Raw genomic sequence first — 24407 nt, forward strand, 5'->3', positions numbered from 1 at the left:
GACTCAGTTCGGATGCGTGACGGCCTGTGGATTACCGCTCACTGTGGATAACCGGCGCCTAGCCGCCGAAGCCCGCGTCATCCGGCAGGGAGATGTCTGGCTTTTCCAGTTCCTCCACGTTGACGTCCTTGAACGTCATGACCCGGACATTCTTCACGAACCGGGCCGGGCGGTACATGTCCCAGACCCAGGCGTCGTGCATCTCGACCTCGAAGTAGACCTCGCCGTCCGAGTTGCGCACGTGCAGGTCGACCTGGTTGGCCAAGTAGAACCGGCGCTCCGTCTCCACCACGTAGGAGAACTGGCGGACGATGTCGCGGTACTCCCGGTAGAGCTGCAGCTCCATCTCGGTCTCGTACTTCTCGAGATCCTCTGCGCTCATCGCTTCTCGCCCTCCATGGCCTCATCTTCCCCCACCGACGGCGACGGCTGAGGCTGGTCGCCCGACGCCACGCCGACGGTACCCTCAGCCACGCCGTGTGGCATCGTCGGCTCGGCCGAGGATGCATCAAACAGCACGCCCTCCGAACCGAACAACGCCGGCGCCGGGATCACCGCCGGCCTCCGCGCCCGCGGCGGCCGGTTACCCCGCCCGGACACCGCTGCCACGTTGACGTACGAAAAGCGGTGCTCGGCGCACGGCCCCTTGCTGGCCAGCGCCGCGCTGTGCTCGTCCGTCACATACCCCTTGTGCACCGCGAACCCGTACCCGGGGAACTTCTCGTCCAACTCCACCATGATGCGATCCCGGGTGACCTTCGCCAACACGCTCGCCGCGGCCACGCACGCCGCCACTCGATCGCCCTTCCACACGGCCAGGCCGGGCACCCCCAGGCCGTCGACCGGGAAACCGTCGGTCAGCACGTACTCGGGAGAGGTGGACAGCGACGCCAGCGCCCGGCGCATCGCGGCGAGGTTGCTGACGTGCAGGCCGCGGGCGTCGACCTCGGTGGCCGGGATGATCATGACGGACCAGGCGAGGGCGCGGGCCACCACCTGCTCGTAGACGCGCTCGCGGGCCGCCGGGGTCAGCAGCTTGGAGTCGGCCAGCTCGTCGATCTCGCCACGCTTGCCCTCGGGCAGGATCGCGGCGGCCGCCACCAGCGGTCCGGCACAGGCGCCACGCCCGGCCTCATCCGCCCCGGCCACGTTCCGGAAGCCGCGGCGCTGCAGAGCGCGCTCCAGGGCGTACAGGCCGCCCTCGCGGCGCACGACGGTGCGAGGAGGTGCCAGCATCAGAGCCCCCGCAACAGGTCGGCCAGGGCAACCGGGTAGATCCGCTCGGTGCTCGCCGCGATCTCCTCGGGCGACCACCATCGGTGCTCGGTGATGGTCTGCTGCTCGTCGGCCTCCATGCCGGCCGTGTCGACACGCCACTCGGCCACCCGGAGTAGGAAAAACTCTTGATCTTGCCGGTAGTCGGCGCCGTTGTACGAGAACTCGGCCGTCTCGCGCCAGACCGGCGGGCCCAGCTCGGTCGCGGCGACGTGCAGCCCGGTCTCTTCCCGAAGCTCGCGCGCGGCACCCTCGGCGGAGGACTCGGAGCCGCGCAGGCCGCCCCCGGGGGTGAACCACCACCGCTGGCCGGGACGGGCCGGGTCGCCACCGTGCAGGAGGAGCGCGCGGCCGGCCTGGTCGACGCAAAGCACGCGCCCGGCGCGGCGGTCGATGACGGTCACGCGCTCAAGCCTATTGCGCGCGAGGTGGATCTTACGACCGAGGGCGGGTCACTTCTGCCCGGGTGCGTTCGGGATCTTGTCGAAGCCGTTCGGGACGGTGAGCCAGGTAGCACGACTGACCGGCCAGAACACCGTGAAGGCGCGACCGACGATCGATTTCTCGGTGATCGTCGCCTCCTGCACATCCTGGGTGTCGTTGTAATGCTCCAGGGAGTCGCCCGAGGCACTGCGATGGTCGCCCATCACCCAGAGCCGGTTCTTGGGCACGGTCACGTCGAACGTGGCGTCGGCCGGCGGGTCCTGCACACCGTCGGGGTCCTTGTACACGTACGGCTCGATCAGGTCGATGCCGTTGATCTTGATGTGGTCGTCGCCCTTGGTGTACGTGATGTGATCGCCGGGCACCCCGATGATCCGCTTGATGAAGTCCTCGCCCTCGGCGCCGGACTGCCAGTCCTCGGGCGCCTTGAAGACGATGATCTCGCCGCGTCGGGGGTCCCGGAAGTCGTAGACGAGCTTGTTGACTAAGACCCGGTCCAGCACGTTGAGCGTGTGCTCCATGGACGGCGACGGGATGTAGAACGTCTGCAGCACGAAGGCGCGCACGAGGACGGCGACCAGGATCGCCACACCCAGAAGGATCGGGAGTTCACGCCAGAAATTGCTGGAGCGCTTCTGGGTCTGCTGCTCGTCAATCACGAACGGAGCCTACGACGCCGGGTCACGAAGAGCAGTCCGGAACGCGCGGATAGACCCGCACTAAACAGGAACGGCAGCAGCAGTGATCCGGTCCCCGGATCCTGGCGCTGCACGGGCAGGCCCTCGGCCGTGGTGTGCTGCGCGTCATACGCTTTCCACGCGTCCGGCACGGAAAGGCTGGTAAATCGATTGCTCGGCCAGACAACCACGAATGCCCGGCCGATCACGTTCTTGATCGGGACCGGGCCCTGACATCGCGCGTCCTGCGAGACCGCGCGGTGGTCACCCATGACAAACATCTCACCCGGTGGGATGGTCACCTGGGTGAAACGCCTGCTTGTGCACTGGTTCGGGTTCGGCGGCTGGTTGATGTCGGAGTTGAAACCCTCGGCGATGTACGACTCGTCGATGCCCACGCCGTTGACGGTGACCCGGCCCTGGCTGTCGCAGCACGCCACCTTGTCACCGGGCAGGCCGATCACCCGCTTGATGAAATCGCGTTCACCCGGACGGCTGACGCCCACCAGATCGCCGACCGTGCGGCCCAGCTTCGACGCGAACGAGTTGCTCACCGGCTCGGTGACCTCGGGCGCCCAATTGTCGGTGCCGCGGAAGACCACGATCTCGCCGCGCTCCGGATCCCGCAGGTCGTAGACAACCTTGTTGACCAGCACCCGGTCCTTGACCAGCAGCGTGTTCTCCATCGAGCCGCTGGGGATGTAGAACGCCTGCACCAGGAAGGTACGGATCAGCACCGCCAGGCAGAACGCGACCACCAGCAGCAGCGGGAGCTCCTGCCAGAGCGGCATCTCCCGGCGCCGGAGCATCGACCGGCGCCGCCGCTCGGACGGTTGGTACCCCTGCATCGGTTCCACGCTTCGCATCTCCCGCCGCCGACCGGTCTGAGACCAGCCCCGGATACAGCACTACCGCCCGGAATACGGGCGGTAGCACTAGAAGGGTTCACGTTCCGGCCCTCCGGCACTGTAGCCAGAGTAGGTCAGACGGTCTGCTTCTCCCGCAGCTCCTTGATCTTGGCCTTCTTGCCACGGAGCTCGCGGAGGTAGTACAGCTTGGCGCGGCGCACGTCACCGCGGCTCACGATCTCGATCCGGTCGATCGCCGGGCTGTTGAGCGGGTACGTCCGCTCGACACCGACGCCGAAGCTGATCTTGCGGATCTTGAAGGTCTCGCGCAGACCGGCACCCTGTCGAGCGATCACGACGCCCTGGAAGACCTGGACGCGGGAACGGTTTCCTTCGACGACCCGGGCGTGCACCTTGAGGGTGTCGCCGGCCCGGAAGTCCGGAAGGTCGGTGCGCTGCGACTGGGCGTCGAGAGCGTCCAGCGTGTTCATCGCTGCATCCTCGTCGTACTCAAGCGCACCGGGAGTTCGATGCGCGGATGGGGTACTGCTGACCTCGCCACACCTCGACGGGGTCCTCGTTTCCGTCCGCGGCGCGGGCAGAAAACGGCAACCTCACTACTCTGCCACAGGAGGTGGCGTGATCTGAAATCCAGCCCCCTCCAGCGCAGCCTTGTCCCTTTTGTCCAATTTATCCACAGGGTAAGCAGCGAACATGTCCGGCCTTCGGGACGCCGTACGCAAAAGGCTCTGTTCCCGGCGCCAGCGCGCGATCCGCCCATGATCGCCGGACCGCAGCACCTCGGGCACCTCGCGGTCGTGCCACGTCGCCGGCTTGGTGTAGACCGGCGCCTCCAGCAGCCCGGCCGCGTGCGACTCCTCGGTCAGCGAATCAGCGTTTCCCAGTACGCCCGGGAGCAGCCGGACGATCGCCTCCATGATCACGATGACCGCGACCTCGCCACCGAACAGCACGTAGTCACCGAGCGAGACCTCGTGCACCGGCATCCGGTCCGCGGCGTCGTCGATCACCCGCTGGTCGATGCCCTCGTAGCGGCCGCACGCGAAGATCAGATGGTCCAGATCCGCGAACTCGTGCGCGTCCGCCTGCCGGAACGGCCGGCCCACCGGCGACGGGATGATCAGCGTGCCCGGCCCGACCGCGTCCAGCGCCTGCGACCACGGCTCGGGGCGCATCACCATGCCGGGGCCGCCGCCGTACGGGGTGTCGTCGACCGTGCGGTGCACATCGCTGGTCCAGGTCCGCAGATCGTGCACGGAGAGGTCGAGCAGGCCGGACGTCCGCGCCTTGCCGATCAGCGACAGGTCCAGCGGCGTGAAGTACTCCGGGAAGATCGAGATGATGTCGACGCGCATCGGCTACAGATCCAGCAGACCTTCGGGCAGGTCCACGATGATCTTGCCGCCGGCCACGTCCACGGTCGGGACCAGCTGGCTCACGAACGGGATGAACGCGACGCCACCGCCCGTTTTGTCCAGCACCAGCAGGTCGGATGCGGCCGCATGGTCGATGCGCGCCACCGAGCCCAGCTCCACGCCGTCCACCGACTCGACGCGCAGGCCGATCAGCTCGTGGTCGCGGAACTCCTCCGGATCCTCCGGCGCCTTGAGATCGTCGCTGTCGACCTGCAGGAACACGCCGCGCAACTCCTCGGCCAGGTTCCGGTCGTAGATGTTCTCGAAGACCGCGATGCCGCGGCCCTGATGCCAGCGGATCTGCTCCAGAACGAGCCGCTTCGGGATCTCGAACCGCACGCCCGAGGCGGCCGCCGGCCCGGTGCTCACCCGGCGGTCCCGCGGGACCTCCGTGATGAACACCGAACCGGCGGTGAAACGCTCTTCGGGCTCGTCGGTCCGCACGGTCACCGAGACCTCGCCCCGGATGCCGTGCGGCTTACCGATCTGACCTACGACGAGCAGCACTCAAACCCCTTGCAGTACGGCGAAGCCGTTTGACCAGCTCAGTACGCGTCGACGATGTCGACGCGGATGCCGCGCCCACCGATCGACCCGATGACCTGACGAAGGGCCTTGGCCGTACGCCCGCCGCGCCCGATGACCGTTCCCAGGTCCTCGGGGTGCACGCGAACCTCGAGCCGCTTGCCGCGACGCGAGTCGACCAGCCGGACCCGGACGTCGTCCGGGTTGTCGACGATGCCCTTGACGAGGTGCTCCAGCGCCGGCCGGAGCGCCCCGTCAGCTCGCGTCGGCGCCGGCACCGGCCGGGTCCTCTGCGGTCTCCGCGACAGCCTCGCGGTTCGGCTCGTCCGCCTGCGCGGGCTTCGGCTCGGCGGCCTTCGGCTCGGCAGCCTTCGCCGCCTTCTTGGCCGGCTTGGCGTCGGTCTTGGCGTCCGCGACACCGGCGGCGGCCTTCGACTCGGCCTCGTACACCTCGGTGCGGCTGACCTTCGCCTCGGCCACGAGCAGCGGCGGCGGCGCCGGAAGGCCCTTGAACTGCTGCCAGTCGCCGGTCTTCTCCAGGATGCGCTGCACGGCCTCGCTCGGCTGCGCGCCGACCGACAGCCAGTACTGCACCCGCTCGGACTTGACCTCGATCAGCGAGGGGTTCTGCTTCGGCTGGTAAATGCCGACATACTCGATGGCACGGCCGTCGCGCTTGGTCCGCGAGTCGGCGACGACGATGCGGTACTGCGGGTTGCGGATCTTGCCCATCCGCAGGAGCCGGATCTTAACGGCCACGGTTCTCTTCGCTCCCGATGACTGCGTGAGTTTGAGCCGTCGGCACCCACGTGGGGCATGGGACCGATCGATGTCTCTGGACTGGCAACGCGCTCAGAGTTAGAGGGCGCCTCACGCGTGCACCGGTACATTCTGCCAGAGAGCTGGGGTTGATTCCCAATCGGCCCCGGTTTCCGCAAAAGCTAGGCCTGTGGGCGGGTCCAGCCGTCGGCGATGTCGCTCGGGACCGGCCAGTCAGGGTCGGGGTGGAAGTCGGTCCAGGTGCCGTCGAACGGAAAGTCGCCGGTCTCGATGCTCTTGATCACGCGGCGGCCCTCGGCCCAGACGGCGGCCGGGTCGCCGACCCAGTAGCTCTCCGGGAAGGCCAGGCGCTCGGCGAACTCGTCCTCGTCCTTCCACTCCCAGGTCAGGTCCTGGTGGACGATGATGTCCAGGTCCTGGTCGGTGACGTCGACCCCGGCCGCGCCGCCGTCGTCCCAGCGGGCGGCGCGCTCCTCGAGGTTCACGTACCAGTTGGTGAAGTGGTCCTGCGCGTCGCGGAAGAACCAGATCGAGTGGTCGGTGTCCGGCGGGATGAACTTGAGCAGGCCCGGCCCCTCCCACGTGGCGTGCACGACCTGGCGGTCCACCTTGACCCACTCGGCGAACGGCATGTCCCGGATACCCCGGCCGTCCACCGCCTGCAGCACCAGCACGGCGCTGCCGCGGGCCAGCCACAGCAGCAGCCCGCGATCGTCGTCGGAGATCACCCGGCAGGGCCGGACAGCGCTGAGCCGTCCGCCGGAGAAGTTGCGGTAAAGGACCATCCGGCCTGGTGCGAAGCTCACGATCAGTAGGAACGAGCCAGGTGCGCGATCAGGTTCGGCTCGTCGTCGGAGTCGGGCATCGTGCCGTCCTCCCTGGTGAGGCAGCGCACGGTGACCGCTTTGCCGTTGGCCTCGGCCTCGCCGGACTCGCCCACCGCGGACCACGGCACCCGGACCCAGCCGGTCTGCGCCGCCTCGATCGCGTCGCCCAGCGTGCGGACGTCGGTGGTGTGCTCCTCGCGGAACAGCAGCGCCTCGTCGTACAGGCTCTGCTGGTCGGCCTTGAGCGCGGTGGTGACCGCGCCCACGACGTCGGCCAGCGCGATCGGCGACTTCGTCCCGCTCACCCGGCGCGCGACCGTGACGTTGCCCGCGGCGAGGTCACGGGGGCCGACCTCGATCCGGATCGGGATGCCCTGCAGCTCGGCGTCGACGGCCCGGCGGCCGAACGGGATGTCCACCCGGTCGTCCAGCTTGACCCGCACGCCCGCGGCCTTGAGCTCGTCCCGCAGGGTGCCGGCCGCCTCGAGCACGCCCTCGCCCGCCTTGACCACCATGATCTGCACCTGGATCGGCGCCAGCTTCGGCGGCAGCCGCAGCCCGTTGTCGTCGCCGTGCACCATGATCAGGCCGCCGAGCATCCGGGTGGACGTGCCCCACGAGGTGGTCCAGGCGTGCTCGACGGTGCCGGCCTGCGACGTGTAGGTGATGTCGAAGGCCTTCGCGAAGTTCTGCCCGAGCTCGTGCGACGTGCCCATCTGCAGGGCCTTGGTGTCGCCCATCATGGCCTCGACGGTCATCGTGTTGGTGGCACCGGCGAACCGCTCACCCTTGGTCTTGCGCCCGGGGATCACCGGGACCGCCAGCATCTCCTCGATGAAGCCCTGGTACACGTCCTTGTGGATCTCGCGGGCGTGCGCGCGGGCGTCGGCCTCGGTGGCGTGCGCGGTGTGCCCCTCCTGCCAGAGGAACTCGGTGGTGCGCAGGAAGATCCGCGGCCGCAGTTCCCAGCGCACCACGTTGGCCCACTGGTTGAGAAGCAACGGCAGATCCCGGTACGAGTCGACCCACTTCGCCATGAACTCGCCGATCACGGTTTCGCTGGTGGGACGCACGACCAGCGGCTCGGCCAGTTCCTTGCCGCCGGCGTGGGTGACCACCGCCAGCTCCGGCGAGAAGCCCTCCACGTGGTTCGCCTCGCGACGCAGATAGCTCTCCGGGATGAACAGCGGGAAGTACGCGTTCTGCACGCCGGCTTCCTTGATCCGCAGGTCCATGTCGGCCTGCATGCGCTCCCAGATCGCGTACCCGGTGGGGCGGATCACCATGGTGCCGCGCACCGGACCGTTGTCCGCCAGCTGAGCCTTGGCGATCAGGTCCTGATACCAGCGGGGAAAGTCTTCCGCACGGGGAGTGAGCACGCTGCGAGCCATGAGGCAGCATCCTAATCGCGTCCCCATGCAACCGGCCGGGTGGGCATGCCGTGTCCCTTCCACGAGAGGGCGGTGACGGATGGATTTCGACGGGTTCTATCGGGACACCTCCCGGCGGCTGCTGCGTTACGCGTACGGCCTGACCGGCGACCCGGCCGAGGCACAGGATCTGGTGCAGGAGGCGTACGCGCGTGCCTGGCAACGCCGGAGACGCCTCGCCGGGTACGACGACCCCGAGGCGTGGTTACGGCTCGTGGTGAACCGGCTGTCCGCGGACCGGTGGCGGCGTATCGGCGTACGCAGGCAGCGGGCCGCGGCGCAAGCCCCGGCACCGCCCGCACCACCGCCCTCCGAGGATGTCGTTCTGCTCGTCCGCGCGATGCGCACACTGCCGCCGTCGCATCGCCGGGCGCTCGCCCTTTATTACCTGCTCGATCGCTCGGTCACGGACATCGCGGCCGAGACCGGGGCGTCCACCGGAACGGTCAAATCGTGGCTGTCCCGTGGTCGTGCCGGCCTGGCCGCCGCCCTCGGCCCGCTCGAACCCGCGCTGATGCCGGAGGGAACCCACGATGCCCACTAATCTCGATCAATTGTTTGAACGGCTCGGCCAGCAGGCCGACGCCATTCCGCTGGCGACCGCCGAGCAGGCCCGCGACCACGGCCGGCGGCGCACCCGCCGGCAGGCGATGATCTCCGCGGCCCTGGCGGTGTGCCTGGTCGCGGTCGGCGTGGGCGCGACCCTGTACCGCCCGCGCCACGGTCCCGGCCAGACGGCGGGCCCGGCCTCGACGCGGCCGCTGCCCGAGGTCGGCTCGCCGTTCCGGTTCGGTGCGGAAGCCCGCCAAGCCCTTTCCACGATCGCCGGACCGCGGGCGTTCACCGGCTGGCAGACCGGCGACGGCACGATCCGGGTGACCGCCGCCGACCTGCACACCGGCAAACCGGCCTGGGCGACGCGTACGGTCGGCCGGTTCGACGATCTGGCCCGCGTGTACGCCCTGCCGCAGGCACTTCTCGTCAGCGTGGTGCCGGACCGGGACGCCATACCCCTCAACGACTACAACCCGGACACCACCACCTATGTGTACGACCCGGCGACCGGCAAGCTGCGCTGGAAGTACGCCTCGGGGGCCTCCGACGACGAGGTGTTCCACGACCGGGTGCTGGTCCAGACGTCGGCGAAGACCGGTGCGACCACGGCGTACGACTGGGTCACCGGGGCGGTGCGCTGGACGCTGCCGGGCGGCTCCGACCGGACGGTGAGCACGCTCGGCATGGGCACCGCGGACAACTCGATGCAGGCCAGCTTCACCGACGACCGCCTCATCCGGGTGCTCAAGAGCGGTCAGGTCCAGGTACGGAACATCACGACGGGTGCTCCGCTGCTGACCGCGAAGATCCCGGCGCCCGGGCCGGCGAGCGTCTTCGTCGCGTACGACGGGCAGTTGTTCGACGCCGGCCGGACCGGCGATGCCACCACCCCCTTCCGCGTCGAGGGCACCAAGCTGACCGGCGACGGCGGCGACCCGTCGTCCGGCCTGCTGGTGCTGCCGGCCGGGCGCGAGGTCCAGTCGATGTGGCAGTGCGGATCCGGCCGACTGTGCCTGCTGGACACCGACGGCAGCGCGAGCTCGTCGGTGGTGGCCCTCGATTTCGCCCAGCGGCGCACGCTCTGGCGTGCCGACGTCGGGATCGGCGGCGCCGACGGTTACTTCCGGCACGGCACCACGGTGGTGGGCGGCAGTCAGCTCCTGGTTCTCGACCAGAACGGCAAGAAGGTGCTCAGCCTGCAAAGCGGCGGGCTGGAATGGCTGAGCGATGACGCCCTGCTCGCGACGCCCGGCACGGGGGCGGGTGTCGCGACGCGGGTGCACCTGCCGGACGGCCGGCAGACCGTGCTGGGCACCCTGCCGGCGCAGCAGAACCCGTGCCGCAACAACGCCGATCGCCTGGTCTGCCCGAGCGACACCGACGTCCGGATCTTCAGCCTCAGCGGATGATCCGGCCGCGCAACACGATCCGGTGGGGGTGCCGGGTCACCGCAAGGGTGCGTCGCGGATCGTCCGGGTAGACGACCAGGTCGGTCAGGCCACCCTCGACGAGGCCCGGGAATCCTAGCCATTCCCGGGCCTTCCAGGAGGCGGCGGCCAGGACGTCGGTGGCGCTCAGGCCGGCCTCCTCGAGGATGAGCATCTCCTCGGCGACCAGGCCGTGCCGGATGCCGCCGCCGGCGTCGGTGCCCACGTAGATCGGCACGCCGGCCTCGTGTGCGGCGCGGACCACGGCGGGGAACCGGTCGCGCAGGGCGATCATGTGGTCCGCGTACCCGGGGAACTTGGCGCGGGCCGTCTGCGCGATCTCCCCGAACGTCCGGATGTTGATCATCGTGGGCACCAGGGCCGTCCCGCGCCGGGCCATCTCGTCGATCAGGTCGGTGGAGAGCCCGGTGCCGTGCTCGATCGAGTCGACGCCGGCCCGCACCATGACGTCCACGCCCTCCTCGGAGAACGTGTGCACCGCGGCCCGGGCGCCGGCCGCGTGGGCCGCTTCGACGGCCGCGGTCATGGTCTTGGCGTCCCACGAGGGGGCGAGGTCGCCGACTTCGCGGTCGATCCAGTCGCCGACCAGCTTGACCCAGCCGTTGCCGGCCTTGGCCTGCGCGGTCACGGTCGCGGCGACGTCCGCCGGGTCCACCTCGATGCCGATGTCACGCAGGTAGCGGCGCGGCGAGGCGACATGGCGGCCGGCGCGGGCGAGGCGGGGAATGCCGGGTTCGTCCTCGAGCTCCGGGTAGGGGTATGGCGACCCGGCGTCGCGCAGCGCCAGCACCCCGGCGTCCCGGTCGATGGCGGCGAGGTCGCGGGCTTGGTCAAGGTTTTCAATGGGCTTCGCGCCGTAGGCGATCCCGAGGTGACAGTGCGCGTCCACCAACCCCGGCACGATGAACCCGCCGTCACTGATCGTCTCGGCCCCGCCCACCGGTTCGAACGTGACCCGGTCCCCCACCAGCCAGAGATCCCGCACTTCACCCTCAGGCAGGACCGTCCCACGCACATGAAACGCCATGCGATCAGTCCTACCCGATCGAGCGCCCACCAAAGACAGCGGGTGCTTACTCCGCCTGCTCCTCCTCCGCCTTGTCGTACACCTCACGCAGCCGGGTCAACGCCGGGACATCGATGGAAACCGGGAAAGGCACCTCGGTCTCGAAGACCTTGCTGGTGCTGGTAAACGCCTCAAACGCACCACTCTCGGCTCGCCGAAATTCGGTGATCGTCACCTCATGATCGAAGGGATCTATTACCCAGTACGCTTTGACGCCCGCCGCAGCGAAGACCCTCACCTTGGCCTGCATGTCGCGGAAACGCGAAGTCGGCGATATGACCTCGGCCACGAGAAGCGCGCCTTCGATCGGCGCGGGGGTTCGCCTTCCCAATGCTTGACGGAGCACAACAACGTCCGGGCGGGGCTCATTTCGCCAGTCGACCTCAAGCGACAGATCAATGGCCGCTCGATAACCCGGGGGACAACTTGGGGAAAGCATGTTGACCATTTGAATACAAAGGTCCTGATGGAGAAGCGTAGGGGACGGCAAGATGAGCCTTCCGTCGATCAACTCATAACGAAGATCCTTCGGAAGGCTCGCCAGGTCGTCGACGGTCCAGTCGTGCTTGTCCTGAAGATCAGGAAGGCTGAGGGCCGCAGTCATGGGTTCCTCCTCGGGGGGTGTCACTAGACTACCCTACCCATGCCTAGTTGCGCCATGTCGTCCACCTGCTTCATCGGCGGGAGATGCCGTTCATGCTACTTGTCTCCCGCAAAGGCGCTCAATGCCTACTTGTCGTCGTCCTTCTTCTTCTGATCCTTCATCAGCTTGTTGAAGTCCAGATTGGGCAGGTTGAACCCGCCCGGACCGCTAGCGCCGCCCAGCGCCTTCGGGTCGAAGCCCGGGGGCAGCTGCGGCATCCCGCCCGGGAAGCCGCCGGGCATCCCGGCGCCGCCCGAGCGCGGCCGGGACGAGCCGCCCTTGGTGCCCTTGCGCTTGTTCTTCGGGCTCTTCGTGGCCTTGCGGCGGCTGCCGGGCAGGCCCATCATGCCGCCCATCTGCTTCATCATCTTCTGCGCGTCGGCGAAGCGGTTGAGCAGCTGGTTCACGTCCATGACCGTGACGCCGGAGCCGTTCGCGATGCGGGCGCGGCGGGAGCCGTTGAGGATCTTCGGGTTGATGCGCTCGCCCGGGGTCATCGAGCGGATGATCGCAGTGACCTTGTCGAAGTGGCTGTCGTCGAGCTCGTCCAGCTGCTGCTTCATCTGGCCCATGCCGGGCATCATGCCGAGGATGTTCGCGATCGGGCCCATCTTGCGGACCGCGATCAGCTGGTCGAGGAAGTCCTCCAGGGTGAACTGCTCGCCCCCGAGCAGCTTGGAGGTCATCTTCTCTTTCTGCTGCTCGTCGAACGCCTGCTCGGCCTGCTCGATGAGGGTCAGCATGTCGCCCATGCCGAGGATCCGGCTGGCCATCCGGTCGGGGTGGAAGAGGTCGAAGTCCTCGAGCTTCTCACCGGTCGACGCGAACAGGATGGGCTCGCCGGTCACCTGCCGGACGGACAGCGCCGCACCACCGCGGGCGTCGCCGTCGAGCTTGGAGAGCACCACGCCGGTGATGCCGACGCCGTCGCGGAAGGCCTCGGCGGTCTGCACCGCGTCCTGGCCGACCATGGCGTCGATGACGAACAGCACCTCGTCGGGGTCGACCGCGGCGCGGATGTCGCGCGCCTGCTGCATCATCTCGGCGTCGATGCCCAGACGGCCGGCGGTGTCGACGATGACGATGTCCTTGGCGGCGCGCCGCGCGTACTCGATCGACTCCTTGGAGACCTGGACCGGGTCGCCGACGCCGTTGCCGGGCTGCGGAGCGTAGACCTCGACGCCGGCCCGCTCGCCGAGCACCTGGAGCTGGTTGACCGCGTTGGGGCGCTGCAGGTCGGCCGCGACCAGCAGCGGCTGGTGGCCCTGCCCCTTGAGCCAGCGGCTGAGCTTGCCGGCCAGGGTCGTCTTACCGGAACCCTGCAGGCCGGCCAGCATGATCACGGTGGGCGGCTGCTTGGCGAACTGCAGCCGCCGGCCCTCGCCGCCGAGGACCTTGACGAGCTCCTCGTTGACGATCTTGATGATCTGCTGGGCCGGGTTGAGGGCCTGCGAGACCTCTTCGCCGCGCGCCCTGTCCTTCAGGTTGAAGATGAAGGACTTGACCACGGGCAGCGCGACGTCCGCCTCGAGCAGCGCGAGCCGGATCTCACGGGCGGTGGCGTCGATGTCGGCATCGGTCAGCTTGCCCTTGCCGCGAAGCTTGGTGAAGATCCCGGACAGGCGGTCACTGAGACTGTCAAACACGGTCGGCTTCCCAGGGTTGTAAGTGGTGGGATGACCGCAAGCCTAGCCGCCCGCGGGAAGCGCTACTGGTTGCGCTGGCGGTAGGTCTTGGCCGCCGCCTCGATCCGCCGCTGCGTCCGGGTGCCCGGCGCCAGCGACTTCTTCGCCTTCGAGTACAGGTAGACGCCGCCGCCCACCACGAGCGCGCCGACGATCAGGTAGAACAGCGCGGGCCCGAGCACGGCGCTGACCACCCACCCCACCACGATCACGCCGGCGATCAGCGCGACCAGAAACGCGAGTGCCTTACCCATCGGGTCCTCCCCGGTTCGATTCCGTCCCTCCACGATCCCTCGCAAACGCAAATCTGCCCATCCGCCGTAACCCTGAGCCCACCCGTAGGGGTCGCGGTTGGCGAAACACATGCGTTGACAGGCGCAAATCGCGTATACCGGCGATATCACCTGTGACAAAAGGGACAAGGCCGGGACATCCAACCGCAACTTCGAGTCGGGGGCCGCCGTTGATGGTCACAGACCGCGGCGGCTGACACGTACGTCACGGTCGGTGTCCACGGACCCCGGCGGAAGGACGACGACGTGCCCCTGCGGAGGATCCTGCTACTGACCCCCTGGCCGGTCCGGCGTCGTGTGATGTTCTGGGTGGTGCCCCGGGTGCTGACCCGTTTGCCGCAACGGCGGCAGCTCCGCACCGCGTGCCGGGTGGCTCCGCTGGACGTGCGGTCGCGGTCCGGGAAGGCGGAAAAGCTCCGGGTGCGTACGCCGCACGGCCGGCTGACGGCCCGTCGTGTGGTTGCGGCCACTCCGGCGGCCGTACGCCAAGGGAACCTGAACCGAGTCATCCAAGCTCTCGACAACGCGGGTGTCTCTTGGTTCCGGGTGCCGGTGGAAGCGCTGACCAGCACCGCGGTCGCCGTCCGGGAAGAGGACCGCGGCCGGGTCCTCGCCCTGCTCAAGGCACTTGACGCGGCGCGGCTGGAGGTCGTCCGGCTGGGCCGGCGCAGCACGCGGGTCACGAAGCGCACCGCGGGCGTGCTGCGGATCAGCTGGCCGGTCACCGACTCGAACGGCAATCTGGTGCTCGGCCCCGAGTTCGGCTGCGAGATCGAGTTCTGGCGGACCGTGGACGGGTCGCTGACCGGGCCCCGCAGCAACCCGGTGGCCGACGTGGTCGCGCTGGACGAGCCGCTGGTGGAGGCGCCGGAACCGGTCTTCGGCGGCTTCTGCGACCCGGCCGACACCACCCCGTACCGCACGCCGGCCGTGTTCACCATGGTCAGCCCGGACCGGGTGGCGTTCCCGATCGACGTGGTCTACACCTGGGTGGACGGCGGCGACCCGGCGTGGCGCGAGCGCAAGGCGCGGGCGCTGCGCGAGAACGGCTGGGTCGGCGAGGCCAACGTGATGGCCGCGAACAACTCCCGGTACACCTCGCGCGACGAACTGCGGTATTCGCTACGCGCGCTGCACGCCTTCGCGCCCTGGGTGCGGCACATCTTCCTGGTCACCGCCGATCAGGTACCCGCCTGGCTGGACACGTCCGCGCCGGGGCTGACCGTGGTCAGCCACCACGAGGTCTTCGGCGACACCGGGCGGCTGCCCACGTTCAACTCGCAGGCCATCGAGTCGCGGCTGCACCGGATTCCCGGTCTCGCCGAGCACTTCCTGTACCTGAACGACGACGTCTTCCTGGGCAAGCCGGTGCCGCCCGAGCTGTTCTTCACGCCCGGCGGCCTGACCCGGTTCTTCCCGTCCACGGCGCTGATCGACTCGGCGCCGCGCCGCACCGACGAACCGCCGGTGAACTCGGCCGGCAAGAACAACCGGCGGCTCATCCAGGAGGCGTTCGGGCGGGTGCTGACCCGCAAGATGAAGCACACGCCGCACCCGTCGCGGCGCAGCGTGCTGGCCGAGATGGAGTTGCGTTTCGCGGAGCACGTCGAGGCCACCGCGGAGCATCAGTTCCGGCATCCGGAGGACATCTCGATGCTGTCCTCGCTGCAGCAGTACTACGCGTACCTGACCGGCCGGGCGGCACCCAACCCGATCGACTACATGTACACCGACCTGTCCGACGTGCGGACCCCGTTCCGGCTGGCCCAGCTGCTGCACGACCGGCGGCCGGACGCGTTCTGCCTCAACGACACGGATTCCGATCCCGCCGAGGCCGACGAGCAGGCCGAGCTGCTGGCCCGGTTCCTGCCGGCCTATCTGCCGTTCGCGTCGCCCTTCGAGCTGGCGGTCCCGCGCGCCGCGACCACACCCATCAGCCCATCCCGTACGCCGGTGGTGGCGCGCCAGCAATCCCGGGCCACCGGCGACGGCCCGATCCACCCGGACATCGCCCTCCCGTCCCCGGCCGAGTCCTCCGAGGTCGCCTGAGAGGGCCTCGCCCCAATACGAGGTGATTTTTCATGACTTATGATGTTGTTGTTCTCGGGCTCGGCTACGTGGGACTTCCGCTCGCGCAGCAGGCCACCCGCGCCGGCCTGCGGGTCCTCGGCTTCGACGTCAAGCCCGGAGTCGTCACCGCGCTCAACGCCGGCCGCTCGCACGTCGACGACCTCACCGACGCCGACGTGCGCGAGATGATCGGCGGCGGCTTCCGGGCCACCACCGACGAGACCCTGATCGCCGACGCCGGCACCGCTGTCATCTGCGTCCCGACGCCGCTCGCCGAGGGCGACGGCCCGGACCTTCGTGCCGTCGTCGGCGCCACCGAGGCGATCGGCCGCAACCTGCGCCCCGGCACCCTGGTCGTCCTCGAGTCGACCACCTACCCGGGCACCACCGACGAGGTGGTCCGCCCACTGCTCGAAAAGCTCTCCGGCCTGACCGCCGGCATCGACTTCCACCTGGCCTTCTCGCCCGAGCGGATCGACCCGGGCAACGAGCGGTTCGGGCCGCGCAACACCCCCAAGGTGGTCGGCGGCTACACCCGGGCGTGCGCCGACCGGGTGGCCGCCTTCTACGGCCGGTTCGTCGACACCGTGGTCCGCACCAAGGGCACCCGGGAGGCGGAGACCGCGAAACTGCTCGAGAACACGTACCGGCATGTGAACATCGCGCTGGTCAACGAGATGGCCCGGTTCTGCCACGAGCTCGGCATCGACCTGTGGGACGTCATCCACGCCGCGTCCACCAAGCCGTTCGGCTTTCAGGCGTTCTTCCCGGGCCCCGGCGTCGGGGGCCATTGCATCCCCATCGACCCGAATTACCTGAGCCACAACGTACGCAGCAAGCTGGGTTATCCGTTCCGTTTCGTGGAGCTGGCCCAGGAGATCAACGCGACGATGCCGGACTATGTGGCCCGTCGAGCGCAGAACCTGTTGAACGCCGACGGGCAGGCCGTGCACGGCGCCACGATCCTGCTGCTCGGTGTCACCTACAAGCCGAACATCGCCGATCAGCGGGAATCCCCGGCCACCCCGCTCGCCGGGCGGCTCAGCGCGCTGGGCGCGACAGTGATGTACCACGACCCGCACGTGGCGTCCTGGACCGTCGGCGACATCGAGGTGGCCCGGACCGACGACCTCGAGGGCGCGGCGGCCGCCGCCGACCTGGTGATCCTCGTGCAGAACCACCGCGAGTACGACGCCGACCACCTGGCCGGGGTGTCGAAACGGTTCTTCGACACCCGCGGCGTGACGACGGCGAAGGAAGCTCACCGGCTCTGAGCGCCGCGGCGCAACAGGAACGTCAGCAGCGTGCCGCCGGGGCGCGGCGACGCCGCCAGGCCCCCAGCTCCCCGCAGTGGCCGCCTCACCCGGGTGTGGGCCGCCGCGACGGCCGCAAGGCCGCAACTCCCCACACCGCGCACACCCCATCGACGTGTGGGGAGCCGCGACGCCGGGGACGCTGTGGCTCCCCACACCACAAGCCACACCACCCACCCGTGGGAAGCCGCAACGCCGCGGACGCCGTAGCTCCCCACACCACAAGCCACACCACCCACCCGTGGGAAGCCGCAACGCCAGGCACGCCGCGGCTCCCCACACCACAAGCCACACCACCCACCCGTGGGAAGCCGCAACGCCAGGCACGCCGCGGCTCCCCACACCACAAGCCACACCACCCACCCGTGGGAAGCCGCGACGGCCGGAACGTCCCGGCTCCCCACAGCGACGGCCCACGCAGGTCCGCCACGCAAGGCCAACTCATCGCAGGGTGAGCGGCGCGAGAAACAGCTGAACAGTTCCACGATGTGGACGCGGTCGCTTACATGATGGACGATCATCCGAATAGGACGGTCGTTTTATCAGCGTTTAGCACTCTTTGTAAGTGGCGTTCGCGGCGCGATTTGCAGACCTTGGAGAGTTACGCCCATATTCGAGCCATAACTCTCCAAGGCCTCGAATTCCGGCTGCGAGCATCTGAACGGGCGGCGGCTAAATTAGTCAAAAGCGGCGAAAGCTGCTCGGTAGCGCCGCCGGGGAAGGCGGCGAAGATCCGACACTCGGGCGATGCGTGCTGCCGCACGGCGGATGGCAAAACGAACGCTCGTTCTCTGACCTCAGGCGTCAACCGGCCACTCGGGACCTTCGCCGCCGTGGCCGCCGGTAAAACGAACATTCGTTCGCGGATCCCCAGCGGCACGCGCAAACCTGCGACTCGAACGGCACCCGGCGGCGCGGTGCCTACTGCGGTGCCTACTGAGGAGCGATGCGGAAGGTGAAGTCGACGCGACGCCACGAGCCGCCGACGTCGCGCCCGTCCGGGGCCGGCCCGGTCTGCTCCGGGAAGTCGACGATCAGCTCCTCCTTGACCCCGAACACGGCGTCCGAGTCGAGGTACGGGCCGCCCTTGACGAACAGCTGGGTGACCAGCCGCCGGAAACCGGGCGCCTGAATCATGAAGTGCAGGTGCGGGGCTCGATAAGCGTGCCGGCCGGTCGCGGTGAGCATCTGGCCGACCGGGCCGTCCGACGGGATCGGGTAGTGCTTGGGCAGGATCGACCAGAAGAACAACCGGCCGTCGTCGTCGGTGTGCATGCGGGCGCGCAGCACCGGCCCTTCGAGATCGGGCAGCTGCACGTCGTAGAAACCATCCTCATTGGACTGCCAGACGTCGACCACCGCGCCGGGCACCGGCCGCTCGTCCAGGTCGGTGATCCGGATGTCCGCCCACAACGGCGTGCCGTGCATACCTTTCGCGATGTCCGAGCCGGACGACATCGGCGGCGGGCCGGGCACGTAGAACGGGCCGAGCACCGCGGACGGCGTGGTCTCCGGTGAGCGCGAGTTGGTCAGCAGGTCGACCGCGCTGGACACCCCGAGGGTGTCGGAGAGCAGCACGAACTCCTGCCGCTTGTCGTCGCTCATCTGGCCGGTGCGGGTGAGGAAGTCGATGGCGAACAGCCACTCCGCCTCGGTGAGGTCGTTGTCCGCGACGAACCCGTGCAGCCGCCGGACCAGATCGCTGAGCAGCGCGCCGACCCGAGGGTTCGGTGACTTCGCGAAGGTCGCCACCACCTCGTCGGCGAGCCAGGAGATGTCCGGCCGATCGACGTACGGCTTGGGCCGTTCGCCGCGCCACGCCTCCTCGAGCAGGGCCACCACGCCGTCGGTGGTGAGCTCGCGGGGGTTCGGGTACGGCTTGGTGCTCGCCTGGGCCGCCACCTGCGGCACGTACGCCTCGTCGAAACCGATCCGGGCGAGCGAGGTGGGCGCGCCGAGCCGGGTCACGAGGTCGTACACGCCGGTCGGCGCGTCGGTCACGCCGAGCGCCGTCGCGATGCGCGCCATGGCCTCCGGCGCGCCGGGCGCGTTGTACGCCATCACGTGCGGCAGCAGCACCGCGTGCGTCTCCGCGTGCGGCAGCCCGTACGAACCCCCGAGCACGTGGCCCAGCTTGTGGTGCAGTCCCATCTGGACACTCGCCAGGCACATCCCGCCGAGCCACGCACCGACCAGCGCGTCCGAGCGGGCGTCCAGGTCGTCCGGCCGCTCGGCGATGCGCGGCAGGGCCCGGCCCAGCCGGGTGATCGCCTCCACCGCGTAGCCGTCCACGATCGGGTTGGCCTGCGGCGAATACAGCGCCTCGACCGCGTGCGCCATCGCGTTGATACCGCTCGCGGCGGACAGGCCGGCCGGCAGCGCGGTGGTGAGCTCCACGTCGTAGATGACCGTCCGCGGGACGAGCGCCGGGTCGCGGCGGGTGGTCTTCACGCCGTCGGCCGTCTCGCCGAGCATCGGCGTGACCTCGGACCCCGCGTACGTGGTGGGCACCGCGATCTGCCGCAGCCCGGTGCGGGACACGAGGGCCTTGCCGAGGTTGGTAGCCGACCCGCCGCCGATGGAGACCAGGAAGTCGACGCTGTTGGCGCGGACCACCTCGGCGGCCCGGTCGGTGACCTCCACCGGGGTGTGCATGGTGACCTCGAGGAAGCGGGCCACGGCCAGCGTGCCGAGCAGCTCCGCGGCCCGGTCGGCGATCGCTGCCGAGTGCTTCCCGGCGAGGATCAGGACCCGGGTGCCGCCGAGCCGCTCGACCTCGTCGCGGAGGTTCGCCAGCACCCCCGCACCGAAGATCACCCGCGCCGGCTGGGCGGTGTACTCAAATGAGTCCATGGTTCAGTCTCCGTACTCATCAACGAGCTCAACCAGCCCATCCTCGTACGCCTCGCGCCGGATGTCGTCAGGGTCGAGGGACGCGGAACGTCCACCGCGAGTTCATCACATAGTTCACGATCGGTATTGCGACGAGCGCCACACTTTGCACCGCGACAAATGGGGCGTGCAGCGCCTCGGTTCCGGTCCACAGAATGACCGTGTTCATCGCGAACGCGATGCCGGTCACGGTGAGAAACCGGCCACCGGCCACGCTGTGCCGAGCGGCCGACCGGAACACCCAGGAGTGCTGCAGCAGGTACGAGACGAAGATGCTGGCGACGAAGCCGGTCGTGGACGCCACCACCGGCCGCACGCCGAGCCCCTCGGCCAGCACGAAGCCCAGCCCGAAGTGGGTCAGCGCGCTGGCGCCGCCGCTGATCGCGTACCGGATCAGACGGGCGAGGTTCACAGGTTCCGCCCGCAGAACGGCTGCCCGTACATCTGCACGGTGGCCATGTCGAGCACCAGGTCGAGGCGCTCGGCCGGCGACGAGGTGCCGGGCAGTTCGGCCGCCGCGACCCGGCCGTACGCCACCCCGGCGGTCAGCGCCGCGAACCGGTCGCGCAGCGCGCATCGCCGCGCGTCCCCGGCGTCCGATGCGTCGAACTGCGCGACCTCCCCGGCGATGGCGTTGGCGACCAGGGCCGGCGGCGCGTGGTTCACCGCCCCGCTGTAGGCCTGGTTCAGCACCGCGGCCCCGGCCGCGACCGCCGCCAGCGCCGCGATCGCGCACCGCTGCAGGACCGGGCCGCGAAGGGCCGCCAGGCCGCCCAGGAGCAGCACACCGCCCGCCGCGGCCATGGCGGCACCGCCCCACACCCCGAGGACGCTCAGCGCCGCTCCGGCGGCGCTCAACGCCACCGCCTGGCGCCGGTCGAGACGGGCGAGCGCACCGACCTCCTTGAGCGCCGGGACGGCGAGGGCACCGAAGACGAGCACCGCGAGTGCGATCACCACCAGGCCGGGCCGCGCAAGAACCGGCGCGGCGGCGGCCGGGACGCTTTCGACGCGATGGTGCGACAGCAGCCACATCGGCACGAACAGCGGGAGAAAGCCGGCCCAGAGCAGCGCCACCGGGCGCAGCAACGCGCGCCGGCCACGCACCAGCACGGCCACCGTCGCCAGCGGCACCGCGAACGCGGCGATCTCGTTGAACGCGGCCAGGGCCAGCCCGGCCGCGACCACCGGGACCACCCGGCGCGGACCGCGGCACATCCACGCCGCCACGCCGAGCACCAGTGCGACCGACAGGAACGTGAACGCTCCGAAAAGGACAGTCGCGGCCAGGCAGCCCGCCATCGCGAACGGCAGCACCGTGAACGCGGCCGCCGGCGGCCCGGCGAACATCCGGTCGCGGGCGGTGAGAGCCTCCGCGAACACCACGACGGCACCGGTGAGCACGGCCGCGGACACCGCCGACAGCAACGCCAGGCCGAGTTCGGCGGGCAGCCGCAGGATCTCGACGAGGACGTACACGGCGACGTCCGCGGACCACTCGGCCATCCTCCCGAGCGGCCCGAACGAACCCGCGTCCAGATACATCGGGATGGTGCGCAGGTTCTCGGTGACCAGCGTCCACGGCATGCTGCGCACCGTCGACCCGTGCCAGTACACGTCATATTGCTGATCCGCGGCCGGAGCGAGGGTGGCGAGCGGCAGCAGCACCGCGGACGGGACGACCGCGCAGCGCACGGCGAGCCGCCGCCATTGCGGTGTCACGAGTGGTCCGCGCGCCGCGACGCCGGGACCGGCGTCCGCGCCGACTCCGCCTTCTCCTGCACCAGATAGCGCGGCCGGCCCCGCACCTCCTCGTGGATCCGGGCCAGGTACTCACCGATCACGCCGAGGCCGAGCAGGATGAACGTGCCGAGCACGAGCAGCAGCAGGATGACGGTCGGGAACCCGGCCACCGAGCCGCCGCGCAGCCAGCGAATCAGCGTCTGGGTGCCGAGCACCACGGCGAACCCGGCGAACGCCAGGCCCACCAGCGTGACCAGGTGCAGCGGCGCCGAGGTGAACGAGGTCAGCCCGTTGACCGCGAGCCGGAACAACGACCGGAACGTCCACCGCGACGCGCCGCCCTCGCGATGGTCGATGTCCACCTCGACGGTCTCCCGGCGGAACCCGATCCAGCTGCTGGTGCCGCGGAAGAACGAGGAGTGCTCGGGCATCCGCAGCAGGGCGTCCAGCGCCGGCCGGCCGAGCAGCCGGAAGTCGGTGGCGTCGACCAGGTCGACCTTGGTGAGGCCGGTGAACGCCTTGTTGAACAGCTTGCCGCCGAGCCGGCCGATGACACCCTGCCCGGTGCGGTTGCGTTTGACCGCCTCGACCACGTGCGCGCCGGCCTGCCAGCGCCGCACCATGGCCGGGATCGCGGACGGCGGGTGCTGCAGGTCGGAGTCGATGACCACGACCGCGTCGCCGGCCGCGTGCTCCAGCCCGGCGAGCACGGCCGGCTCCTTGCCGAAGTTGCGGGAGAGCTGGATGCCGCGGACGCGGTCGTCGGTCCGGGAGTGGCCGACGATCCGGTCCCAGGAGTCGTCCGCCGAGCCGTCGTCGACCAGCACGAGTTCGTAGCGAAAGCCGTCGAGCACCTCGCCGAGCCGCCGCACGAACCGGTCCACGCCCGGGCCCTCGTTGTAGATCGGCGCGACCACCGAGATCAGCGGGTTCAGCGGGTTCATCGGGGCGCCTCGCTGCAGAAGCGGCGGCCGGCCAGTTGTCTGGTGGCCCGGTCGAGACTCAGGTCGAGACGCGCTACCTGCGCCGGGTCGGCGCCGTTGCGGATGAAGGCGGCCCGCAGCGCGCACCGGCGCGCGTCGCCGTCCGGTGTCGGGTCGAAGCCGGCCACCTCCTGGGCGATCCGGTCGTGCAGGTACGGATAGCGGCCGCCGCCGGACGCATCCCGGAAGTCCCGGTTGGCCGCCACCGAGCACACCGCGAGCGCGACGAGCACCGCCAGCGCAGGGCGCGGGAAGCGTCGTCCGGCGGCCACCAGCAGCAGTGCTCCGGCCACCGCGGTCAGCCCGCTCTCCCGCCATCCCTGGCCCCAGGGCATGTGTTGCACATCGGCGTTGAGCGCGGCGAGCGCGGCACCGAGCAGCAAAATCGTGACAGCGCCGAGAACCAGGCCGAGCGTCTGGCGGCGGTCGCCGCGCGGTCCGCCGAGCGGGGTGCGGACCGCGAGCACGATCAGCACCGCCAGCGCCAGGACCACGATGATGCCGGCCGAGTGCAGGCCGGCCCGCTCCCACTGCAACGGCGGCAGCCACGCCACGAGCCGTTGCGGAAAGGTGGCCGGTGCGCCGCCGACCGCGATGTCGGATCCGGTGTAGCAGCCGCCGTGCGCGCACTGCCGGTAGATGAGCACCCGGATCGGCACGAAGACCGGCAGGAACCCGGCCCACAGCAGCGTCACGAAACGCCATCCCAGGGACACCCGCGTGACGTAGAACCGGATCAGCACCGCGACGGTGGCCAGCGGCAGCGCCAGATAGGCGATCTCGTTGAACGCCGCGAGCGCGGCCCCGGCCACCACCACGAGCGGCCCGGCCCGGCGGGCCCGGCACGCCCATGCCGCCACCGCGAGCACGAGCGCCGCGGAGGTGAAGTAGAGCCCGCCGAACAGAACGGTCGTGCTGGTGCGGCCGGCGGCGACGAGACCGGCGCCGACCGCGAACGGCAGCAGCGCCACGAACGTGGACGGCGGCGCGGCGAAGAGCCGGCCGCGCCCGGTCAGGCTCTCCGCGAACAGCACGGCGGCCAGCGTCATGAGCACGGCGGCGGCGAACGAGACGACCCGCAGGCCGATGGTCGCGGGCACGCCCAGCAGTCCGGTGAACGCGAACGCCGCCACGTCGAGCGACCACTCCACCAGCCGGCCCAGCGGCCGGAAGTTGCCCAGCGCCAGATAGGTGGGCAACGACTCGACGACCGACCACGGCAGCCGCAGCGGGTCGGCGGCGAAGCGCCCACCGTTCGAGTACACGTTGAACCGGTGATCGGCCCCCGGCGTCAGGGTGATCAGCGGCAGCAGCACCACGATCGGTACCAGGACCGCCCGCGTCACCACCCGCCGCCACGGGTGACCGGCCGGAACCACGGGTACGGCCGGACGTAGGGCGCGCGGCTGCGTGGGCACCCGGGCGGTCGAGACGGTCACACCCGGGCCAACGACCGCGCCGATCCCGAGGTTGC

General features: G+C 69.8%; 25 protein-coding genes. 4 read left to right on the forward strand and 21 right to left on the reverse strand.

All coding sequences use genetic code 11. The features are described 5' to 3' along the window. Window positions 1–58: 58 nt before the first annotated feature. From HH310_RS15235 to proS, 12 genes are all read right to left on the reverse strand, one after another. On the reverse strand, window positions 59–382 hold the full coding sequence (locus HH310_RS15235) for a DUF2469 domain-containing protein (protein WP_014447123.1): 324 nt from the start codon (window positions 380–382) through the stop codon (window positions 59–61). After that, window positions 379–1236 carry a ribonuclease HII gene (locus HH310_RS15240; protein WP_169176196.1) on the reverse strand — a complete coding sequence of 286 codons (858 nt, stop codon included), beginning with the start codon at window positions 1234–1236 and terminating at the stop codon, window positions 379–381. The genes HH310_RS15235 and HH310_RS15240 overlap by 4 nt, the downstream gene beginning before the upstream one ends. Continuing rightward, the gene (locus HH310_RS15245) at window positions 1236–1679 is read right to left on the reverse strand and encodes an NUDIX hydrolase (RefSeq protein ID WP_169176197.1); all 444 of its coding nucleotides are present in this window, start codon (window positions 1677–1679) and stop codon (window positions 1236–1238) included. The genes HH310_RS15240 and HH310_RS15245 overlap by 1 nt, the downstream gene beginning before the upstream one ends. A gap of 48 nt (window positions 1680–1727) precedes the next feature. Then, a complete protein-coding gene (gene lepB / locus HH310_RS15250; RefSeq protein WP_169176198.1) occupies window positions 1728–2378 on the reverse strand; it encodes a signal peptidase I in 651 nt (216 codons plus the stop codon). Then, complete coding sequence (gene lepB, locus HH310_RS15255) at window positions 2375–3244, reverse strand: signal peptidase I (protein WP_169176199.1); 870 nt, start codon at window positions 3242–3244, stop codon at window positions 2375–2377. The genes lepB (HH310_RS15250) and lepB (HH310_RS15255) overlap by 4 nt, the downstream gene beginning before the upstream one ends. Window positions 3245–3378: 134 nt before the next feature. Next, window positions 3379–3735, reverse strand: coding sequence for a 50S ribosomal protein L19 (gene rplS / locus HH310_RS15260; protein ID WP_169176200.1), 357 nt, complete (start codon window positions 3733–3735; stop codon window positions 3379–3381). Between the two features lie 126 nt (window positions 3736–3861). Continuing rightward, a complete protein-coding gene (gene trmD, locus HH310_RS15265) occupies window positions 3862–4620 on the reverse strand; it encodes a tRNA (guanosine(37)-N1)-methyltransferase TrmD (RefSeq protein ID WP_169176201.1) in 759 nt (252 codons plus the stop codon). Window positions 4621–4623: 3 nt separating this feature from the next. Next, the gene (gene rimM / locus HH310_RS15270; RefSeq protein ID WP_211192180.1) at window positions 4624–5184 is read right to left on the reverse strand and encodes a ribosome maturation factor RimM; all 561 of its coding nucleotides are present in this window, start codon (window positions 5182–5184) and stop codon (window positions 4624–4626) included. 41 nt (window positions 5185–5225) lie between these two features. Beyond that, complete coding sequence (locus HH310_RS15275) at window positions 5226–5483, reverse strand: RNA-binding protein (RefSeq protein ID WP_014447131.1); 258 nt, start codon at window positions 5481–5483, stop codon at window positions 5226–5228. Beyond that, window positions 5461–5964 carry a 30S ribosomal protein S16 gene (gene rpsP / locus HH310_RS15280; protein ID WP_169176203.1) on the reverse strand — a complete coding sequence of 168 codons (504 nt, stop codon included), beginning with the start codon at window positions 5962–5964 and terminating at the stop codon, window positions 5461–5463. The genes HH310_RS15275 and rpsP overlap by 23 nt, the downstream gene beginning before the upstream one ends. Before the next feature lie 182 nt (window positions 5965–6146). Then, on the reverse strand, window positions 6147–6791 hold the full coding sequence (locus HH310_RS15285; RefSeq protein WP_312034084.1) for a DUF402 domain-containing protein: 645 nt from the start codon (window positions 6789–6791) through the stop codon (window positions 6147–6149). Between the two features lie 2 nt (window positions 6792–6793). Continuing rightward, the gene (proS, locus tag HH310_RS15290) at window positions 6794–8203 is read right to left on the reverse strand and encodes a proline--tRNA ligase (RefSeq protein WP_169176204.1); all 1410 of its coding nucleotides are present in this window, start codon (window positions 8201–8203) and stop codon (window positions 6794–6796) included. Between the two features lie 79 nt (window positions 8204–8282). On the opposite strand from proS, the gene HH310_RS15295 reads away from it, so the two are divergent. Together HH310_RS15295 and HH310_RS15300 are read left to right on the forward strand one after the other, a co-directional pair. Beyond that, on the forward strand, window positions 8283–8786 hold the full coding sequence (locus HH310_RS15295) for a SigE family RNA polymerase sigma factor (RefSeq protein WP_169176205.1): 504 nt from the start codon (window positions 8283–8285) through the stop codon (window positions 8784–8786). Beyond that, window positions 8776–10206, forward strand: coding sequence for a PQQ-binding-like beta-propeller repeat protein (locus tag HH310_RS15300; RefSeq protein ID WP_169176206.1), 1431 nt, complete (start codon window positions 8776–8778; stop codon window positions 10204–10206). Before HH310_RS15295 ends, HH310_RS15300 begins: the two co-directional genes overlap by 11 nt. On the opposite strand, the gene HH310_RS15305 is transcribed toward HH310_RS15300, so the two are convergent. The 4 genes from HH310_RS15305 to HH310_RS15320 all read right to left on the reverse strand — a co-directional run bounded on the left by HH310_RS15305 (window position 10196) and on the right by HH310_RS15320 (window position 13893). Beyond that, window positions 10196–11272: an amidohydrolase family protein gene (locus HH310_RS15305; RefSeq protein ID WP_169176207.1), complete on the reverse strand. Its 1077-nt coding sequence runs from the start codon at window positions 11270–11272 to the stop codon at window positions 10196–10198. The two genes, HH310_RS15300 and HH310_RS15305, sit on opposite strands and share 11 nt — an antisense overlap. A 46-nt stretch (window positions 11273–11318) precedes the next feature. Next, a complete protein-coding gene (locus tag HH310_RS15310) occupies window positions 11319–11915 on the reverse strand; it encodes a Uma2 family endonuclease (protein ID WP_169176208.1) in 597 nt (198 codons plus the stop codon). A 125-nt stretch (window positions 11916–12040) separates the two neighbouring features. Further along, complete coding sequence (gene ffh, locus HH310_RS15315; protein ID WP_169176209.1) at window positions 12041–13600, reverse strand: signal recognition particle protein; 1560 nt, start codon at window positions 13598–13600, stop codon at window positions 12041–12043. 62 nt (window positions 13601–13662) lie between these two features. Next, window positions 13663–13893 carry a hypothetical protein gene (locus HH310_RS15320; protein ID WP_169176210.1) on the reverse strand — a complete coding sequence of 77 codons (231 nt, stop codon included), beginning with the start codon at window positions 13891–13893 and terminating at the stop codon, window positions 13663–13665. A gap of 285 nt (window positions 13894–14178) precedes the next feature. On the opposite strand from HH310_RS15320, the gene HH310_RS15325 reads away from it, so the two are divergent. Together HH310_RS15325 and HH310_RS15330 are read left to right on the forward strand one after the other, a co-directional pair. Beyond that, on the forward strand, window positions 14179–15981 hold the full coding sequence (locus tag HH310_RS15325) for a stealth family protein (protein ID WP_169176211.1): 1803 nt from the start codon (window positions 14179–14181) through the stop codon (window positions 15979–15981). A 32-nt stretch (window positions 15982–16013) separates the two neighbouring features. Then, on the forward strand, window positions 16014–17276 hold the full coding sequence (locus HH310_RS15330) for a nucleotide sugar dehydrogenase (protein ID WP_169176212.1): 1263 nt from the start codon (window positions 16014–16016) through the stop codon (window positions 17274–17276). A 972-nt stretch (window positions 17277–18248) separates the two neighbouring features. On the opposite strand, the gene HH310_RS15335 is transcribed toward HH310_RS15330, so the two are convergent. The 5 genes from HH310_RS15335 to HH310_RS15350 form a co-directional block, all read right to left on the reverse strand. After that, window positions 18249–20168 carry a maleylacetate reductase and hydroxyquinol 1,2-dioxygenase domain-containing protein gene (locus HH310_RS15335; protein WP_169176213.1) on the reverse strand — a complete coding sequence of 640 codons (1920 nt, stop codon included), beginning with the start codon at window positions 20166–20168 and terminating at the stop codon, window positions 18249–18251. A 67-nt stretch (window positions 20169–20235) separates the two neighbouring features. Continuing rightward, window positions 20236–20619 (reverse strand): GtrA family protein, encoded by a 384-nt coding sequence (locus HH310_RS15340; RefSeq protein WP_312034085.1) that lies wholly within the window; start codon window positions 20617–20619, stop codon window positions 20236–20238. Then, window positions 20616–21929 carry a hypothetical protein gene (locus HH310_RS43840; protein ID WP_248294042.1) on the reverse strand — a complete coding sequence of 438 codons (1314 nt, stop codon included), beginning with the start codon at window positions 21927–21929 and terminating at the stop codon, window positions 20616–20618. The genes HH310_RS15340 and HH310_RS43840 overlap by 4 nt, the downstream gene beginning before the upstream one ends. Next, a complete protein-coding gene (locus tag HH310_RS15345; RefSeq protein ID WP_169176215.1) occupies window positions 21926–22894 on the reverse strand; it encodes a glycosyltransferase family 2 protein in 969 nt (322 codons plus the stop codon). The genes HH310_RS43840 and HH310_RS15345 overlap by 4 nt, the downstream gene beginning before the upstream one ends. Further along, entirely contained in the window at window positions 22891–24372 is a 1482-nt protein-coding gene (locus HH310_RS15350; RefSeq protein WP_169176216.1) for a hypothetical protein, read from the reverse strand. Before HH310_RS15350 ends, HH310_RS15345 begins: the two co-directional genes overlap by 4 nt. Window positions 24373–24407 lie beyond the last annotated feature (35 nt).

The sequence above is a fragment of the Actinoplanes sp. TBRC 11911 genome (assembly GCF_012933445.1).
Lineage (GTDB): Bacteria > Actinomycetota > Actinomycetes > Mycobacteriales > Micromonosporaceae > Actinoplanes.

What these genes read in the sequence shown, in the direction of transcription:
- rplS (WP_169176200.1), bottom strand. Translation starts at nt 3,735, where the DNA reads ATGAACACGCTGGACGCTCTCGACGCCCAGTCGCAGCGCACCGACCTT.
- proS (WP_169176204.1), bottom strand. Translation starts at nt 8,203, where the DNA reads ATGGCTCGCAGCGTGCTCACTCCCCGTGCGGAAGACTTTCCCCGCTGG.
- HH310_RS15330 (WP_169176212.1), top strand. Translation starts at nt 16,014, where the DNA reads ATGACTTATGATGTTGTTGTTCTCGGGCTCGGCTACGTGGGACTTCCG.
- HH310_RS15295 (WP_169176205.1), top strand. Translation starts at nt 8,283, where the DNA reads ATGGATTTCGACGGGTTCTATCGGGACACCTCCCGGCGGCTGCTGCGT.
- HH310_RS15320 (WP_169176210.1), bottom strand. Translation starts at nt 13,893, where the DNA reads ATGGGTAAGGCACTCGCGTTTCTGGTCGCGCTGATCGCCGGCGTGATC.
- HH310_RS15240 (WP_169176196.1), bottom strand. Translation starts at nt 1,236, where the DNA reads ATGCTGGCACCTCCTCGCACCGTCGTGCGCCGCGAGGGCGGCCTGTAC.
- trmD (WP_169176201.1), bottom strand. Translation starts at nt 4,620, where the DNA reads ATGCGCGTCGACATCATCTCGATCTTCCCGGAGTACTTCACGCCGCTG.
- HH310_RS15345 (WP_169176215.1), bottom strand. Translation starts at nt 22,894, where the DNA reads ATGAACCCGCTGAACCCGCTGATCTCGGTGGTCGCGCCGATCTACAAC.
- HH310_RS15335 (WP_169176213.1), bottom strand. Translation starts at nt 20,168, where the DNA reads ATGGACTCATTTGAGTACACCGCCCAGCCGGCGCGGGTGATCTTCGGT.
- HH310_RS15310 (WP_169176208.1), bottom strand. Translation starts at nt 11,915, where the DNA reads ATGACTGCGGCCCTCAGCCTTCCTGATCTTCAGGACAAGCACGACTGG.
- HH310_RS15300 (WP_169176206.1), top strand. Translation starts at nt 8,776, where the DNA reads ATGCCCACTAATCTCGATCAATTGTTTGAACGGCTCGGCCAGCAGGCC.
- HH310_RS15305 (WP_169176207.1), bottom strand. Translation starts at nt 11,272, where the DNA reads ATGGCGTTTCATGTGCGTGGGACGGTCCTGCCTGAGGGTGAAGTGCGG.
- lepB (WP_169176199.1), bottom strand. Translation starts at nt 3,244, where the DNA reads ATGCAGGGGTACCAACCGTCCGAGCGGCGGCGCCGGTCGATGCTCCGG.
- HH310_RS15235 (WP_014447123.1), bottom strand. Translation starts at nt 382, where the DNA reads ATGAGCGCAGAGGATCTCGAGAAGTACGAGACCGAGATGGAGCTGCAG.